Here is a 17131-nt window from a genome sequence, read left to right on the forward strand (position 1 = left end):
AGAAAGAACATGAATCTCAACGACAAGACGGTGCTGATCACGGGGGCGGCCTCCGGGCTGGGGGCCGGGACAGCCCGGATGGTGGCGCAGGCCGGCGGCTTTCCGCTGATGCTCGATCTGAATGCGGAGGCGGGCGAGGCGCTGGCCGGGGAACTCGGCGGCCTGTTCGTGCGGGCGGACGTGGCGAGTGAGGCGGACGTGCAGGCGGCCCTCCACGCTGGACTTGAGCGCTTCGGCGCCCTGCACGGCGCGGTGAGCTGCGCCGGGATCGCCCCGGCGGCCACCACGGCGGGCAAGCGCGGCCCGCACCCGCTGGACGTCTTCGAGCGCACGGTGCGGGTCAACCTGATCGGCACCTTCAACGTGATCCGCCTGGCGGCCCAGGCCATGCTGGACAACGAACCCGGTGACTCGGGCGAGCGCGGCGTGATCGTCAACACCGCTTCCGTCGCCGCCTACGACGGTCAGATCGGGCAGGCTGCATACGCGGCCAGCAAGGGCGGAGTGGTGGGCATGACGTTGCCCATCGCGCGTGATCTGGCCCGCAGCGGCATCCGCGTGGTGACGGTGGCCCCCGGCATCTTCGAAACGCCGATGCTGCAGGGGCTGCCGCAGGAGGCCCAGGACTCGCTGGGCCAGCAGGTGCCGTTTCCCAGCCGTCTGGGCCGCGCCGACGAGTACGCCGCGCTGGTGCGGCACATCTTCGAAAATGGGATGCTCAACGGCGAGACCATCCGGCTGGACGGCGCGATCAGGATGGCTCCCCGGTGAGCGCCCATCCCACCCTGCTGGGCCGGGCACGGCGCGACACCCTGGCCGATGCCCTACACCGCTCGGTGCGCCGCCAGCCGGACGCGCTGGCCCTGACCTTCGCCGGGCGGTCATGGAGCTACGCCGCGCTGGAGGAGGGGGCCAACCGGGTGGCGCACGCGCTGCTGGCGGCGGGCCTCATCAAGGGGGATCGGGTGCTGGCCTTCGGTCAGAACAGCGACGCCTACGTCCTGCTGTGGCTGGCCTGCGCCCGCGCCGGGCTGGTTCACGTGCCTGTGAATTACGCCCTGCGCCGCAGCGAACTGAGCTATCTGGCCGAACAGTCGGGTGCCGTCGCCGCCTTCACCGATCCCGCCCTGCTGCCGCATCTGGAAGAGGCACTTGCCAATCCGTTGAAACTGCGGGGCACCTTCCACGGCGGTCAGGAGGGCGACGTCCTCACGTGGGCGCAGGACGAGCGCCTGAACCTCTCGCTGCCCGACGTTGAACTGAGCGGCGAGGATCTCGCCCAGTTGCTGTATACCTCCGGCACCACGGCGCTGCCCAAGGGCGCGATGATGACGCACGCCGCGCTGCACGCCCATTACCTGAGCTGCCTGCATGACCTCGACCTGTCGCGGGACGACGTGGCGCTGGCCGCCCTGCCGCTGTACCACTCGGCGCAGATGCACGTGTTTCTGATGCCGGGCCTGCTGGCGGGGGCCACCTGCCACCTGATCGCCTCGCCCACGCCTGACACGGTGCTGCCGCTGCTCGAAGGCCAGGGCATCACCTCCTTTTTTGCGCCGCCGACCGTGTGGGTGGGCCTGCTGCGGCACCCCGAATTCCGCACCCGTGATCTGGGCCGCCTGAAAAAGCTGTACTACGGCGCGTCCATCATGCCTACCCCGGTTTTGCACGAAATCATGGAGGCGTTGCCTCACGCGGGCTTCTACAACTGCTACGGCCAGAGCGAACTCGGTCCCCTCGCCACGGTCCTGAGGCCGGAAGAACACCGCGAGCGTCCCGCCTCTGCCGGACGGCCCGTGCTGAACGTGCAGAGCCGCGTGGTCACGCCTGAGATGCAGAACACCGCTCCTGGCGAGCCCGGCGAGATCGTCCACCGCTCCCCGCAACTGCTGACCGGCTACTGGGACAAGCCGGAGGAAACGCAGGCCGCTTTTGACGGAGGGTGGTTCCATTCCGGCGATCTGGGCTACCTGGACGACGCGGGCTACCTGTACGTGGTGGACCGCGTCAAGGACGTGATCAACACCGGCGGCGTGCTGGTGGCGGGCCGCGAGGTGGAGGAGGCGCTGTTCACCCACCCCGCCGTCTCGGAAGTGGCCGTGATCGCGCTGCCCGACGACGCCTGGATCGAGGCCGTGACCGCCGTGGTGGTGCTGCGGGCCGGGGCCACCGCGACGGGTGAGGAGCTGCGCGCCCACGCCCGCGCTGGCCTGGCCCCCTTCAAGGTGCCCAAACACATCCATTTCGTGGGGGAATTGCCCCGCAACACGGCGGGCAAGATCCTGAAACGGGAGCTGCGCGAACGGTTCGCGCCGCGCCCCGACACAGCTCAGAACGACGAGGAGAACCCATGAGAGAAGCGGTCATTCTGGAAGCGGTTCGTACCCCCTACGGCAAGCGGGGCGGGGTCTACCGCGAGGTGCGCCCCGACGCCCTGCTGGCCTTCACGCTGAAAGGGCTGCTGGAGCGCGCGGGCCTGGAGGCGGGCAAAATCGAGGACGTGATCACCGGGGCCGTGACCCAGACCGGCGAGCAGGGCGCGAACATCGGGCGGCTGGCGGTCCTGCTGGCCGGATTTCCCGCCGAGGTGCCGGCCGTCAGCCTGAACCGCATGTGCGGCAGCGGGCAGCAGGCGGTGCATTTCGCGTCGCAGGGCGTGGACGCCGGGGACCTGACCTACGCCATCGGCGGCGGCGTCGAGAGCATGACCCGCGTGCCGATGTTCAGCGACATCGGCGGCGGCTTCGAGCGCCTCAACCCCGAATTGCTTTCAGCCGTCGATCTGATCCACCAGGGCGAGAGCGCCGAGCGCATCGCCGACAAATGGGGTCTGACCCGCGAGATGCTCGACGCCTTCGCCGCCGAGAGCCACCGCCGGGCCGCCGCGTCGCGCGGGCGGCACGCCGAGCTGCTGCCCGCGCCTGGGCTGGACGCGGGCGGAAAGGCCATCACCGTGCAGCACGACGAGGGCGTCCGCGGCGACGTCGACCCGGCGCGCATGGCGGCCCTGAAGACGCCGTTCCGCGAGGCCGGGGTGGTCACCGCCGGGAACGCCAGCCAGATCAGCGACGGGGCCGCCGCCGTGCTGGTGGGGGACCGCGAGGCGGCCCTGGCGGACGGCCTGCGCCCACGCGCCCGCTTCCGCGCCCGCGTAGCGGTGGGAGACGATCCCACCATGCAGCTCACCGGGGTCATCCCGGCCACCCGCAAGGCGCTGGACAGGGCGGGACTGACCCTGGCCGACATCGACTGGATCGAGATCAACGAGGCTTTCGCCAGCGTGGCCCTGGCGTGGACCCACGAGCTGAAAGCCGATCCGGCCCGCGTGAACCCCTGGGGCGGCGCGGTGGCCCACGGCCACCCGTTGGGGGCCAGCGGCGCGGGGCTGATGGCCAAGATGCTCAGCGGCCTGGAGGCGACGGGCGGCACACTTGGATTGCAGACCATGTGCATCGGGCACGGGATGGCGACGGCCACCATCATCGAGCGCCTCTGAAAGGGGCAGTGTCCTGCTGAACGGACTGACCGTGCGGGGAGCAGATATCGAGGACGGTCTCACTCACGCTCCAATATCAGGACGGTGCCCTCGCTTGCTGGCAGAGCGAGGCGTTCAGGTCGGGATGAGTCACGTCTCTACCACGCGTGGATCCTGGAGAAACGCCGTCCGGCACAGATCCCTCAGGCTGTGGTTTCCCCACCGCAGCGCTCCCACGGTCAGGGCGACGTCACCGGCCCGGACGCTGAGTTCCAGCAGTCCCGGTTCGCCCTGGCCGGTCAGGGAAAACCAGTGGCCCAGGGGCAACACTCCTCCGCAGCGCTGCGCCACACCATCGACGTCCTGATCTGGAACCGGCCCCGTCGCATAGACCAGACGTGGCCCTGCGCCGGCCTGCACCCCCAGCAGAAAGGGGGTCACCGACGCGTCAGGTTGTGCAGGACTGGCCACATCCACCCGTGCGGTCAACGTCCAGTGACCTGTGCCCTGGCCGGGCAGCGGCAGGGTCAGCAGCGGTGGCGGACCAGGGGGCCCTCGCCGCAGCACCTCCAGAAATCCGCCTTCAAGCGCCACCCGGTAGCCGCCGGGGGTGCGGACCTCATGGCGGGCGTGTGGAAGAGATTCGGGTTCACCGACCAGCTGCGTGCAGGCGTGGCGCTGACAAGGGAGCGGCGCGTCGCCCAGGGCGCCCTGCGCCGCCTCGAGCAATTCAGGCAGGCCGGCGCGAGCGGCGTAGATCAGGCTCAAAGCCGGCCGACACGGCAGCAGTGTGGCCGCCAGACTGGCGCGGACGTCGTGGCGTTCGGACGGGGGCAGCGAGGAGGCCAGGGCGCTGCGCAGCACCTCGCTGGCGAAGGTCAGGTGGTCTTCGGTGTCGCTGATGCGGTGGGTCAGCTGCGGCAGCGTCAGCCGTTCAGCGGCTCCTGCCGGAACCAGCAGGCCGCCCAGGAGACCCTGCCGCAGAACCTCTGGGGCAGCGTCGCCCAGCAGGGTACCCGCCAGCGCTGGGTCAAATCGTCCGTAGATCTGCGCCAGCCTTGCAAACTGTTCGCGCAGAGGGCCAGAAAAGCTGGACAGATGGGCCAGCAGCCGGTCACGCACCGCCACCGGCAGCCGGGCGCCGCCGTTCAGTGATCCGTCATGCTCGGTCAGTAGCGCCCGCACGTACATGGGGATGCCCTCCGAACGCTGCACCACCTGTGCGGCGCGGACGCGGCGCGTATTGGCGGTCGCCGCACCCTGGTTCGGCTCTGTAATCTGCTGCTCCAGAATGTGCAGCACGTTCTGCACGCTGATGGGCGGTAAGGTCAGGGCATGCAGGCGGGGTCCGGCGAACTGGCCGAGCGCGGGCCGCAGCGCCCGAGCGACTCCAGCTGAGATGGTGCTGACCACCACCACCAGCGGCACGGGCAGGTCCAGAAGAAAGCCCAGCATGGGACCCAGCCAGTCGGGCCATTGAGCTGGATGCGGCAGGTCGTGAAAGGCGATCAGCAGCGGCTTGCCCAGCGTGACCATCAATTGCCCGAATTCGATCAGTTCGGCTTCGGGATTGTGACCATGGTTGGAGTTCAGCGGTGTGCGCTGGTCGGCGGGCAGAAGCTGCCACAGGTGCTGGGTCAGGGCCGCGAGCAGTAGAGATTGCCGTCCGGTCGTCTGAAGCTGTACGGCGGTCCAGGGCGTGTTCTGGACCACCCGGCGCAGCAGATTACGCCGGGTCTCGCTGAAGCCCTGCAATGCGACCAGTTGCGGGCCGTCTTTGCCCTGGATCAGCACCCGCCGGAACTGCTCTTCCTGGATGGGCCACTCGAAGGTCTGAACCGCCTCATCAACGGGCGGCCGGTGTCCGCCAAGTTCCAGCCCCAGCAGGTCGGCGCGGGCCCGAACCAGTGCGGCGCAGGCCTCCTGACCCTGCTGTTCGTACCGTGACAGGACGAGCCGCAGCCGCTCCTCGATGCGGTCGTGGATCAGTTGACGCTGCTGATCCACCCACGCCTGAAAGTCCGGGGTGCCCAGATCCTCCAATCCGCTCAGGGCCGGGCCGTGCAGGTGCGAGAGCCAGCCGATCAGGTCACGTTCCTGAGCAGGATGTGGAGCCGCCAGCCAGTCATCCAGATCGGTGGGACAACTGAGCGACAGCATCGGTTGTCTGGCCGGAAAGGGATCCACCCCCCGGCTCTTGAGCCGGGTCAGTTCCACCCGCAGGTTTCTCAGCGCGTCCGGGGTCTCCCACAGCAGTCCGGCCAGATGTTCGCGGTGATAGGGGCGGCCTTCGAGCGTCAGGTAACTCAGCAGCGCCACCGACTTGCTGGACAGCTGCAGGGGCTGTTTCCCGCGGCTGGCGTGGACATGACCTAGCAGATGCATGGTAAGCATGGCTCCCCCTGGGTCTCCAATGCTGGGCGCGGCGGTGACCAGGCGTGCCGCTCCGTCTTCTTGTGGGCCATTTCGCCTGGCGACCTGCTCGCGGCCGTCATTCGCTGCGGTTGTGTGGTAATGCATGAAGGCACTGATGGGTGACTTGAAACCGGATCGCTACGCTACAGCGACCGCCGCCGCAACGTTAATGCTGTTGTGAGGTCATTAACATAGCATGTTGTTCTGTGTGCCGCATGCAGAAATGGCCAGGCAGCACGGACTCGTCGGCACTGCCGGGCCATTCCACTGGCGAGGTCCGCAGCGTTAATGTCGGTGCGTGACGCCCGCGGGCCAGTAACGCTCCGGACTTCAGGTCGAGGCTCAGCGGGTCAGGGGCTGTCTTTGTTCTCGTGTTGAGTGCTGACGAGAGGTCAAGTCCTGCCGCACGACACAGGACATCGGCGCCACCTGGAGGCGGCGCCGATCGGAAGTGAAGGGCAACAGGGTTGCTGGTTGTGTTCAGGCCACCATGTTCAGCGTGCCACCACCAGCAGCTTGAGAATCAGAACCTTACTGCCGCCGTCGCCGGTTGCCGTGACCTTGACGTCGTAGGTTCCGGGGGCCGTGCCGGCCGGCACTGTGAACTCCAGCGAGGCACGGTTGCTCTCCAGGACCGGGCTGAGGGTCTGGCCCAGCACCTCCACGCTGAGGGTACGGGCGCCCTGCGTCTGGACGGTCAATTCGACCTTGTCTCCTGGCGCGCTGGGGCCGGACGACAGGCGGCCCAGTACGGCCAGTGCGCCGCCGGTGTACGTCGTGACGGCCTGTCGGGGCGGCCGTGCCGCGCCCAGTGCAAGGGCAGGCAGGCGCTCGCCGATCTTCAGCTCGGTGCGCTGAACTTCAGTGGTCGGGACGTAGTCCTCGGGCAGGCTGGCGGGGTTGAGGGCCACGGTGTACACCCCCGGCGGCAACGTGCCCAGCCGGGCGTACCCGCGGCTGTCGGCCTGCACAGCACGTACGGCTGGACCCGACAGCGATACGCCCGCGTACGGTATGGGCAGCTCACCCGGATCGGGGGTGCCGTTGCGGTTGGTGTCGTCGAACACCAGCACTTCCAGATTGCCCACCGGCGCGAAGGCCACGTCCTGCTCCACGCGGCCATTCTCGATCACGGTGACGTTCGGTGGATCTAGCGCTTCTACCGTGGCCGGCAGCCCGCTCGGGAAGGTCAGCGGGAAGCCGCCCACCGGCGCGCGTACACTGTAGCGGCCCTGCGCGTCGGAAACGGCGGTGGCTGTATCCACCCGCACGGTGACGCCGGACAGTCCCGCCTCGCCGTCGTCGCGCTTGCCGTTCAGGTTAGTGTCCCGATACAGCATGCCTCGCACCTCGCCGCCCCGGCGGCCCCCGAAGGTTTTCACCAGGAAGTCGGGGGTGGCGATTACCCGGTTAAAGTCATAGGACACGCCCACCCGGACCCCTTGGGTCAGGGAGCCGGCCAGCAGGCTGTTGGGCGCGATCACCCGGTAGCCGGCGCTCACGCTGATTCCAGGCAGGCCCACGTCCCGGACGCCGAAGGTCAGCGCGGCCTGCTCCGGCCTGCGGCGCTCGGTGCCAGTCCAGATCTCGGCGTGGTTGAAATCCAGCCGGGTATCAATGCGGTCCGTCCACGCGCGTTCCCAACTCAGTCCCAGAGTCTGGGTGATGCTGGGGTCCTGCGGGCTGCCCACAGGTGCGCCCTGCACCGCTCCGCTGCGGCGCTCGAAGCTGTACAGCGCTGCAAAGGTGTTGCTCTTCCACACGTACGCGCCAGTTAGTGCCAGGTACACATTGTCCTGGCTTCCGCCCGCTGGCGCTGGATTGCGGTCCCATTTGACCAGGGTGTTGGCGCTCAGGGCACTGGCGCTGAGCGCGGCATTACCCTGGACCGTGTGCGCCAGTGCACCGGGCGTGTCGTCGTCGCTGGCAACCGTATAGGCTGCTGAGCCTGATAGCACTGCCCCCCGCACCCTTAAATAGGGCGAGCTCACTCCTGCTGTGGCCTGCCACTGCGTGCGGCGGCTGGGCAGGGTACCTCCTTGGATGCGGCCCGACACGTTGGCCCCGAAGCCTCCGGGGCCGTTGTACAGGCCTAGTCCGGACGCGGACCAGGTTAGCCCCCCCGGTTGCCGCTGCAGCGAGGCCGCCGCCCGGACCCCGAAGGGTTGGATACCATTCAATCCCCCTGAGACGCCCAGGGTGTGGATGCCCGACAGGCTGCCGCTGTACGTCTGGGTTACGTCGAGGGCGTTGGTCACGTAGCTTAGTTCCTCGGTAACGAATACATCGCCCTGATACCGCCCCGCTGCGCTAAAGCCTACGCCTGCCAATCCCACATTCATGACCAGATTGGGATTCAGGCGGCGACCGTAGCGGATGCCCACAGTGTCGGTGCGCTGTGTCTCCCCGCCCTGACGAACCACGATGGTCGCGGCCTCCACATCCACAGGACCGCCCGCCACCTGGGTGGTCGCCCCCACCCCGACATTGTAGATTTGCCCGGCCACTAGCCGACTGTAGCGGGCCTGTGAGCGGAGTTTCCAGACGCCTTTATCGAGCGTTCCGCGGACCCCGAAGCCGTCTCTTCCTCCGTCCAGATCAGCGGTCCAACGTCCACCGTCGAGTTGCACGCCGAAGGTCGGATTGTCTGGCAGTGGCCGGACTAGGCTGCCATCCAATCCAGAGATCCGCAGGTTTCCCTCCACGTAATCGGACAGCTGGCCGCCAACGGTGGGCTGTAGGCTGTACCTCAGCGATGTGCTGCGGCCTGATGGAGACCAATCCATGTCCGCATCCAGTGCGGCCCGGACACTGAAGGTCAGGCGTGGACCACGGATGGCGTTTCCGCTGCGCCCGGCCACCGAGGTGTACACAATGTTGGTGCGCGCGCGTGCACTGATTTCCGGATTGTTGGTTGAAGTCGTCTCGAAGAAGAGGATGTAGAGATACCCCTCCGAAACCCGGTCGAGTTTCAGGGTGGCGTTGACGCTTCGCGACTCGCCGGGCTTCAGCGCAACCTCGCTGGTATCAAGTTGCGGGCGGCGGTCCACGTTGGTGATCTCCAGCCGGATGGTGTCGGTCTGGTTGCCTAGATTGGTGATCTCCAGTGGCACCGTCAGGGTCTGCCCCGGCGTCCCGCTCAGGATCTCGGGACTCCGCAGCGATACGCGCGCACGCGGCAGGACACGTACTTGGGTCTGGGCGCGGGCCACTTCCTTGCCGCCCTGTAAGATACGCAGCACCAGCGGGGGCGAGTCCCCGGCTGGTGCCAACGCCGGAACCTGGAAGGTCACCGGAATCAAAGTGTTGCCATTTAGTTTCACTGTGCGCGTCCGCGTGACCGGCACCCACTCAGGCGGGCTGTCTACCTGCAACTCGTAGTCGCCCTGACCCTGGGCCTGGAAGGTCAATGTCACATAGCCGCCTGGCTTCCCCTCGCGGGCAACTGGGGCCGTCACACTCGGTCCGCTGCCCTGCGCCGCAGCAGTCAGCGATGGCAGGGCAGGGGGCACGAGGAGCAATAACGCAAGCAAAGTGAGGCGGCGGGACATGCAGGGCACTCCTTCTGAATGAAACGTGGGGTCACGCCCACCGACAGCGTATTCGCCGGTCGCCGGCGTCCGTGTCCAGAGGCGGTTGTTGGGTTTAGGGCAGCACGAGCGCCGTAAACGCTACGTCGAACAGGTAGCTACCGCCGGCCTCTGCACCGGTCAGATCCAGCGCGAACTCGATGTTTAATGGTAGCCAGCCACCCGACGGCCCGACGTTACTGAACACCATCTGGGGCGTGCCGGTCACGTCTAGCCACGGCCCCCCGTTGACGCGGTAGTGCATCTGCTTGCTGGGCAGGGCCCGGCCCTGCGTGTCTGGTTGGGAATGAACCTCCATCTGCACCGTCCAAGGCTTGGCGGCATTGCTGAACACGCCGAAGGCTTGCACTGGGGCCAGATAGCGGGCCGGAAACGTCGTGGGCGGGTAGTTGCCGGCATTGATGTCGAAAATCACGGCGGTGTTCGGGCGGCGCAGTGAGATGACATCGGGAATCAATGGCCGCACAGTAGCGTCGGTTTGAGAAGGTGCCCCTGGGTTGCCCGAGCCCGGCAGAGGCGCGCCGGGGACAGGTGTGCCAGGCAGAGGTGGCAGGCTCTGCGCTGTAGCATGTTCCCCGAAGAGCGCGCTCAATAGAACAGCGATCAGCAGCGGGCGGATCATGGTTTGCCTCCTGTCTTAGCAGGGCCAGAAGGGGCCGAGTTGGCACCGTTGGACTCAGGGTCTGCCGTGGTGGCCGGCGGTTTGAGATCAAAGGGTAGGGTGACCACATGTTCGCCCAGAATGTCCTTGTTCTTGTCCCCGTTGTTCAGAATCACCAGGGCGCTGTACTGGCCCTTGGGCACGGGCCCGCCCCAGGCACTCTTGAGTAGTACGGTGCGGTTGGGCAATGCCACGACCAGTGAGAGCGGCAGAGTGGCGGCCAGATTCCCGTCCGCGTCACGCAGTTCCACTCGTCCTTTCACTCCGGTAACGGCATTTCCAGTATTAGTGTATTGCACTGCAATTTGGTAGTTCCCCGTCTCATTTTGTGGAAGAGAATCAAAAATGCCCGTGATGCTGCCGTCTGCCTTGGTTGGCTGAACGTTGACGTAAATGGTATGGGCCACCCGCAGCCGGAAGGAGGCCAGTGTTTTGCCGGGTATCGCCGCCGGTTCCTGAGCCTCAAACATCAGCATTGCCCAGTGTGTGCCAGGCGTGGCGTCGGCGGGTACCTGAATGGTGTACCGGACCTGTTTGGTCTCCTCGCCGCCTAGTTCGATCTCAGCCGGGGTGAAGGTGGTCCACGCCGCACTACTTTCCTTCACGGTACCCGCCGGGGGAAACTCGGTCTCGCCAATCTCACTGACGTTCATATCGGTCAGGTAGGCGACGACCCGCAACTTTTGTTCGCTGGGGTTAGGATTGTAGATGTTCAGCACCTGTGTGATGGTCTGGCCTGGGGTGGCAGTGTACAGACGAGCTACTGGGTCCACGCCGACGGTGGCCTGAGCGACCGCCGTGACTGCAAATAGGAAGAGCAGTAAGGCAAGCAAACGGGCAAGGGGACGCATGAAGCCTCCGGACAGGATGAGAGTGCGAAAGGGAGCTGCTCCGAATTCAGTAACACCGGAAAGCCGGCCGCCCCGATAAATGGGAGCAGCGCCTATTGGCCTTGGCGCTGCTCCCCGTCACTTAGTTACCGGTGGCGTCAGAGTCGGCAAGCTCGAAGGGCGTGTCTTTTGATTCCAACGTGTAGGTCAGTACGGCATTGTTGTTACCGGCCCGGTCGCCATCCACCACCACCGCGATAACGACCAGATCATCAAGCCAGCTGGTAAGTGGACGGCACTTGTTCGATCCACCACCGAGTTCTGGCTGAGTTTGTCCGGTGGTGCCGGCAGCGCGCGCTCCTGTGGTTCCAGTGGTTTTATCCATAGGAATAAGCTCTCGGGTGGCTCCGGGTTCAAGCTTATAGAGCCCGGTTGGCCCACCAAAAGTGCTGCAAGGATTGTCTTGGATATACATCATCTGCCGGCCCTGTTCCCCAACAGCTGGGTTATTTCGTGTCACGCTTAGTTTGAAATTGCCCACGTTGGAGAACTTCTGGATGATGAAGGACCGGTAACACACAAAGTAGGCCTTGGTCGCGTTGTCAACTTCTTTATTGGCGTCTTTTTTGATGGGTGGGTAACTTGTAATCTGCTCACCTGCAATAACGTTAATTTCGCCCCACGTATCAGTGGTTTCGTATTTCGTTCCTAGCGGCAGAACCTGCTGCTGATTCCAAAAGTTAGGATTAGTCGAGGAAGCGACGTCAGGGCCAAAGCCGTAGGCACAGTACATCTTGGATTCTCTCTGTTCATCTGCGCTGAGCTTACTGATATCGAAGGTCAGTTTGGTAGCGTCCAGATGGAGCGCCGTCGCTTCGGGTAGCTTGAGGTTGACCGTCTGGTGAACCGTTGCGGTCTTCTTGCCGATATCCACGTCGTCTGGTCCAGACTCCGTAGTGTAACTAATGGTTTGAGCTCCTGCCACAGCAACAGTCATCATCAGAGCGGTCATCCAAAATTTACGCATGGTGTACTCCCCTTTCCTTCCCCTACCCTCACTTGTGGTCATTGCAGATCGGCCTGAGCGCACTGTGTTTCCCCCTATCTCTCTTCCCCCTTTGTCAGAAAGCGCCGCACCTCTCGTCTTTGTGTGTGCCGCGTGTGATGTGAAGGTAGTAAATGGTGCGTTACGCCTCGGTTAAGCGGGAGGACATTCTTTATGAGACTAGACGTTGCTATTTTTTCCTACATTGGACGCATTTCCCAGTTCTCTATCACCTTTCGCACATGTTTGGCAAAGTGTAAATGCCGTTTGAGACAGCAATTTTATCGATTGTCGTTGAGAATACTTCGCGCTCGAATCTAATATTTAAATAAAATTAGAATGTCGTTAATATAATCGTCGATGAATTAGCGTTCCGGGGAGGCGGTGAGACGCAGACAGCACAGAAAGGCTGTAGCTGTACGCTTATTTCGCCTTCGGGCGCGTCGTTAAAGAGGCTGAAACGGCAGTTGGCTTTGATTTGCCATTGTTAGCGGAATGAGCAAAGTAAAACTCAAGCGTCGGCAAGCCAAGACGGGTTGATTTCTGCAGGTTTTTGTCGGTGGGAACGTAGATTCAGGCACGCCCTGGCAGGTGACCAGTTCAGAACCGACGCATAAAGTCGGTGTCCTGGTCTCATGGTGTGAATGTTGGATGGGTAGGGCGAGTCTTTAAGGTCGGTGGCTTCTCAATGGACCTGAAATGACATACCCGCATCCCTTGACTCTGAGCCGTGAAGGGCTGGCCAGTCTGCCGTTCCCATCTGCCTCATGGCGTGCGGGCTGACGGGGGCAGCGCTGCCCCCGAAGAGTCAGGCGCGCTCTGTCGCTCCTCTCTTTCACCTGCGCCCTCTGAATTGGCCGTGCCCGGTGCAATGGCCGCGCCGGTGATCACCTCATAACGTAATCCGACGCCCCTCGCGCGCCGACTGCAGCAGGGCGTCCAGCACCCTGGCCTGCCTGACCGCGTCTTCAGGCGGGTACAGCGCCGTCTCTTCGCCCCGCACGACCCGCTGGAAGTGGGCCGCCATCAGGGCGTAGCCATTGCCGGGGGCCGGCGTCTGCGGCTCGCCGTCGCGGGTCAGGATGAACTCCGGCTCATCGCTGAAAAAGGCCCGGTCCAGTTCCATCACGCCGCCGGTGCCCAGCACCTGAGCGCGGCCGATCCGGCCTCCAGACAGCCAGTCGAAGCCGCAGTCAATGCTGGCCAGCGCGCCGCTTCCGACGTGGCTGTAATCCAGCACGGCGGACATCGACACGTCCACGCCGCCTGTGGTCCAGCGGGCCTGGGCCGTCACCGCAAGGGGCTCGCCCAGCAGCATCCGGGCCTGGTTGACCGGATAACAGCCGATATCGTACAGGGCGCCGCCGCCCAGTCCGGCGTTCAGGCGAATGTCCTCGGGATTGCGGACAGTAAACCCGAACGCTCCCCGGTAGGCCCGGACCTCGCCCAGTTGGCCGGTATGGACCGCGTCCGCCAGCGCGCGGTGTTGCGGCGTAAAGCGGTAGGCGAAGCCCTCAAGCAGGACCAGGCCGGTCTGCGCGGCCACCTCGGCCAGCTGGCGCGCTTCTTGCGCGTTGAGGGTGAGCGGTTTTTCAGTCAGCACGTGCTTGCCGGCCTGGAGCGCCGCCGTACTCCAGGGCAGATGCAGGGCGTTGGGCAGGGCGATGTAGACTGCGTCCAGCTCGGCGTCGATCAGCTCCTGATAGGTGCCGGTCCGCGGAATGGCCCAGTCGCTCGCAAAGGTCTGAACGCGGGACGACTGCGGCTCCCGCGCCCCCAGCATCACCACCTCGCCCCCTGCGGACCGAATGGCAGGAATGAACGCGCGGGCGATTCGGGCCGCGCCAAGAATGCCCCAGCGAAACGTCATGTGTCTCAGCATAGCGTCCCTGCCGGCCTGCTTCTCGTTTCGTTCCGGGGGCTGCGACGTCGTCGTGCCGACGTAGCCGGTGGGTTTGTCAGGACCGCTCCTGCCCTTTCCTGGTGCAGATCGACCGACAGCTGGCTTCAGGCCTCTGAGGAAGGTGTCAAGGCGTCTGCCAGCCCCTGGGCGAGTTTGGTGGCCTGGGCGAGCTTGCGGGTATCCCGGGCGCTGAAGCCGGCGCTCTGCGGCGTGTGCGGGTAGTCCCGCAGCGACACCCGCCGCAGCTCGCCGGGAGGGGTGTACGGCACGTTGGCGGCCTTGCAGGCCCTGAACAGGGCGGCGCGCAGGTCGCGTTCCTGTTTGTAGGGAAAGACCCGTCCACGGGCGTAGAACTCGCCGCCCGCCGCCGAGCGCAGCGGCCTGAGCGCGGCGAGCGCCGTGTCGCTCAGTCGGGTCAGGGCGTGGGGGCGCAGGGCCGAGCCGGTGTCGGGATCGAAATCCTCCCAGTGCAGGGATAGCAGATCGCGCACCCGGTAGGCGTGCTGGTCAATGAGAATCAGCGCAGCGTACAGCACCGCATCAGCCTGCACCTGCTGATGCAGACGTTCCAGATCGGTGCGTGAGAGCAGCGGTTCGCTCAGACGCTCGTTGGGAGGCCGGGGCATGCCGCGCAGGGGATGGCTGGGCCGCAGCCCCTCGTCCTGCAGCGTGCTGTACATCTTGGAGAGCAGCGAAAGCCGCAGGCGAATGGTGTTGGACCGGGCCTCTGCCCCGTTCTGGTTGCGGGCCGCCGCCTGCAGCAGCCAGGTATGGAAGTCGTCCGGCGGATCGGCCAGGTTGATCTGGTCCTGCTGCGCTTGGGCGAAAATCAGGCGCAGGGCGGTGTAGACCTCGTTGTCGGGGCGCGGCCAGATCCCGGACAACAGCGGGATCAGGCCATCGAGATCGGCGCGTTCGAGGGCCTGGATGAGTTTGCGGGCACGCTCATCGGTGGGAGGCATAGGCCAGTGTAAGCCAACTGGCGTTACCGGCTGCCGGGCCTGGAGGCCCCGCTCCCGCCCCGGTCTTGCGTCTCCCGCCACCCACCTGACCTCGGCGGCGGCAGCACGCAATGTGACCGGGCGTTCTCTGCCTTCACAGTATCCCGGAAAGCGGCACAGTGGCCCAAGGAGCGGCGCTGAGAGGAGCAGGTGGCATTTGCTCCGGCGTTCCCCCACGGAGCAGAGGCCGTCTCAGGCTGTTCACGGAGACTGGCCTTCCCTGCTCGCGTCTCAGGGCCAGTAGCGGGTCAGGGTGAAGTCGGAGTTGCTGTCGCCGGCCAGGACGATCCGCGTGGCGGGAATGCGGTCGTCAGGTTGCAGCAGTGCGGCGCGGGCGGTGGACCGCTTGCCCGCAGGCCCCCTGGTGATGGTGGTCCCACCGGTTCCGAAGTCAGGGTCGACCTGACCGGTTTCCATCAGCCGGGTCACCGCGAAGTTGTCGTTGGAGCTGTTGCCCTCGTAGACCCAACTGCCGGCAACCACCTTGCCGTCGGTTTGCACGGCGACGGCGGTCGCCACGTTCCAGTTGCTGGGGTTGAGTTTCAAGACGGTCCTGCCCGCGTTGCCGAAGGTCGGGTCGGGCGCACCATCCTTGGTTAGCCGCACCACGGCGGTGTTCATCTGGTCATGCCCGCCGACCACCAGGCGGTTCTGGGCGTCCACCACGACCGATGTGGCCCCACTGTTGTTGCCGGGGAAGAATTTCGGCACTTTCCCGCCAGTGCCGAAGGTGGGGTCGAGCGCCCCAGACGCGGTGTACCGGGCCAGCTGAAACGTGTCGCCGCCCGCCGCGACGATCCGGTCGCCCTGGAGCGCCAGCGCGAGGATCTTGTCCGAGCCACCCTCAGCGCTGATCGGGGTCGTGACCCGGCCACCCGTGCCGAAGCTGGCGTCCAGCGCCCCGCTGGGCAGATAGCGGGCCAGCGCGAAGTCCACGCCGCCGGCCGCGCTGCTGAAACTGGCCTGGCCCCCCACCACGATCTTGCCGTCCGGTTGAATCAGCAGCGCGTTCGCGCGGTCATGGTCGCTGCCCGTGAAGGCGGTGGTGAGCTTGCCGCCCGTCCCAAAACTGGTGTCCAGCGTGCCGTTGCCATTCAGGCGAAGCAATCCGAAGCGTTCTCCGTCCCCGTCAACGACCGTGCCGCCCGCCACGACAATCTTGCCGTCCGGCTGGACCGCGACGGCGCGGGCGATGTCGCGGCCCTGGGCGTAATCCACGACGACCTTGCCGCCGCTCCCGAACGAGGCGTCGAGCGCGCCGTCGCGGGTGAAGCGGGCAATGCCGAAATTCTCGAAATGGGGACCATAGACACTGCCCACCAGAATCAGCTTTCCGTCGGGTTGCAGCGCCGCGGCGTAGCCGTAGTCGGCAGCCTCCCCGATAGGCTGCCGGGCGATGCCGCCCGTTCCAAAGGTGGTGTCCAGGCTCCCCGCCGGGCCACGGACGGTCACGGTGATCGGTTTGGAAACGGTTGCAGAGCCGGTGGCGGTGCCGCTCAGGGTCACGGCGGTGGGCAGCGAGTGGGCGGCGCCCGCAGCCGCGCTCACCGTCACCGTGGCGCTGGTCTGCCCCTCGGGGATGGTCACGGCGCTGCTCGTGGCTCCGGTGGGCAGGCCGGACAGGCCGACACCCACCGCGCCGGTAAAGCCGGGCTTGCGGACGAGATTGACCGTCAGGCTGGCGCTTTTGCCCGTGACGACCGGGAGCTTGTCGGCGGAAAGCGTCAGGTCAAAGCTGCCGGCGGGCTGGGTCTGGGTGACGGTCACCTGGGCGGCGGTGCTGGTCACGCCATCTGCGCTGGCGGTGATCTGCGTGTCACCTGCGGTCAGTCCCTTGACCACCCCGCCCGCCACCGAGGCCACTGTCTCGCGGCTCGACTTCCAGGCAAAGTCGGTGTTCGGCACGATCTCTCCCTGAGCGTCCCTGGCGACGGCGGTCAGGGTGGTGCTCTGGCCCACCGCGAGGCTGGCCGATGCGGCACTGAGTTCAATGGTTTTGATCGTGGCGCTTGGGACCGGCCCCCCAGTGGTGCAGGCAGACAGGACGGCGGTGAGCAGGACGGCATTCAGGCTGTGCAGCTTCTTCTTTTGCATGGGTGATCTCTCCTCGCCAGTAGGGCGGGGGCACGTTATGGGTCACGCTGTGACTGACGCGTGACAGGGTGGCGGATGACGCCTCGCGCGGAGGGTTCAGTCCGCTGCCCAGTCACG

The 17131-nt window shown here is 65.7% G+C and carries 11 protein-coding genes; 3 read left to right on the forward strand and 8 right to left on the reverse strand.

Annotation, left to right across the window (positions count from 1 at the left end; genetic code table 11):
* Positions 1-9 precede the first annotated feature (9 nt).
* The 3 genes from FHR04_RS00230 to FHR04_RS00240 are packed head-to-tail and all read left to right on the forward strand — an operon-like array spanning position 10 to position 3496.
* The gene (locus FHR04_RS00230; RefSeq protein WP_139399755.1) at positions 10-771 is read left to right on the forward strand and encodes a 3-hydroxyacyl-CoA dehydrogenase; all 762 of its coding nucleotides are present in this window, start codon (positions 10-12) and stop codon (positions 769-771) included.
* Entirely contained in the window at positions 768-2354 is a 1587-nt protein-coding gene (locus FHR04_RS00235) for a fatty acyl-CoA synthetase (protein WP_139399757.1), read from the forward strand. The genes FHR04_RS00230 and FHR04_RS00235 overlap by 4 nt, the downstream gene beginning before the upstream one ends.
* Positions 2351-3496: a thiolase family protein gene (locus tag FHR04_RS00240; protein ID WP_139399759.1), complete on the forward strand. Its 1146-nt coding sequence runs from the start codon at positions 2351-2353 to the stop codon at positions 3494-3496. The genes FHR04_RS00235 and FHR04_RS00240 overlap by 4 nt, the downstream gene beginning before the upstream one ends.
* Positions 3497-3625: 129 nt before the next feature.
* On the opposite strand, the gene FHR04_RS00245 is transcribed toward FHR04_RS00240, so the two are convergent.
* The 8 genes from FHR04_RS00245 to FHR04_RS00280 all read right to left on the reverse strand — a co-directional run bounded on the left by FHR04_RS00245 (position 3626) and on the right by FHR04_RS00280 (position 17014).
* On the reverse strand, positions 3626-5869 hold the full coding sequence (locus FHR04_RS00245) for an AfsR/SARP family transcriptional regulator (protein ID WP_139399761.1): 2244 nt from the start codon (positions 5867-5869) through the stop codon (positions 3626-3628).
* A gap of 515 nt (positions 5870-6384) precedes the next feature.
* Entirely contained in the window at positions 6385-9306 is a 2922-nt protein-coding gene (locus FHR04_RS00250; protein ID WP_139399763.1) for a hypothetical protein, read from the reverse strand.
* 229 nt (positions 9307-9535) lie between these two features.
* Complete coding sequence (locus FHR04_RS00255) at positions 9536-10102, reverse strand: hypothetical protein (protein WP_211344155.1); 567 nt, start codon at positions 10100-10102, stop codon at positions 9536-9538.
* Positions 10099-10992: a hypothetical protein gene (locus FHR04_RS00260; protein WP_139399765.1), complete on the reverse strand. Its 894-nt coding sequence runs from the start codon at positions 10990-10992 to the stop codon at positions 10099-10101. The genes FHR04_RS00255 and FHR04_RS00260 overlap by 4 nt, the downstream gene beginning before the upstream one ends.
* Positions 10993-11113: 121 nt before the next feature.
* A complete protein-coding gene (locus tag FHR04_RS00265) occupies positions 11114-11998 on the reverse strand; it encodes a hypothetical protein (protein WP_139399767.1) in 885 nt (294 codons plus the stop codon).
* A gap of 910 nt (positions 11999-12908) precedes the next feature.
* Positions 12909-13886 carry a Gfo/Idh/MocA family protein gene (locus tag FHR04_RS00270; RefSeq protein ID WP_139399769.1) on the reverse strand — a complete coding sequence of 326 codons (978 nt, stop codon included), beginning with the start codon at positions 13884-13886 and terminating at the stop codon, positions 12909-12911.
* Positions 13887-14023: 137 nt separating this feature from the next.
* On the reverse strand, positions 14024-14881 hold the full coding sequence (locus tag FHR04_RS00275; RefSeq protein WP_139399771.1) for a site-specific integrase: 858 nt from the start codon (positions 14879-14881) through the stop codon (positions 14024-14026).
* Positions 14882-15151: 270 nt separating this feature from the next.
* Positions 15152-17014, reverse strand: coding sequence for a hypothetical protein (locus tag FHR04_RS00280; RefSeq protein ID WP_139399773.1), 1863 nt, complete (start codon positions 17012-17014; stop codon positions 15152-15154).
* Between the last annotated feature and the right edge of the window lie 117 nt (positions 17015-17131).

This window comes from Deinococcus radiopugnans ATCC 19172 (assembly GCF_006335125.1).
Lineage (GTDB): Bacteria > Deinococcota > Deinococci > Deinococcales > Deinococcaceae > Deinococcus > Deinococcus radiopugnans.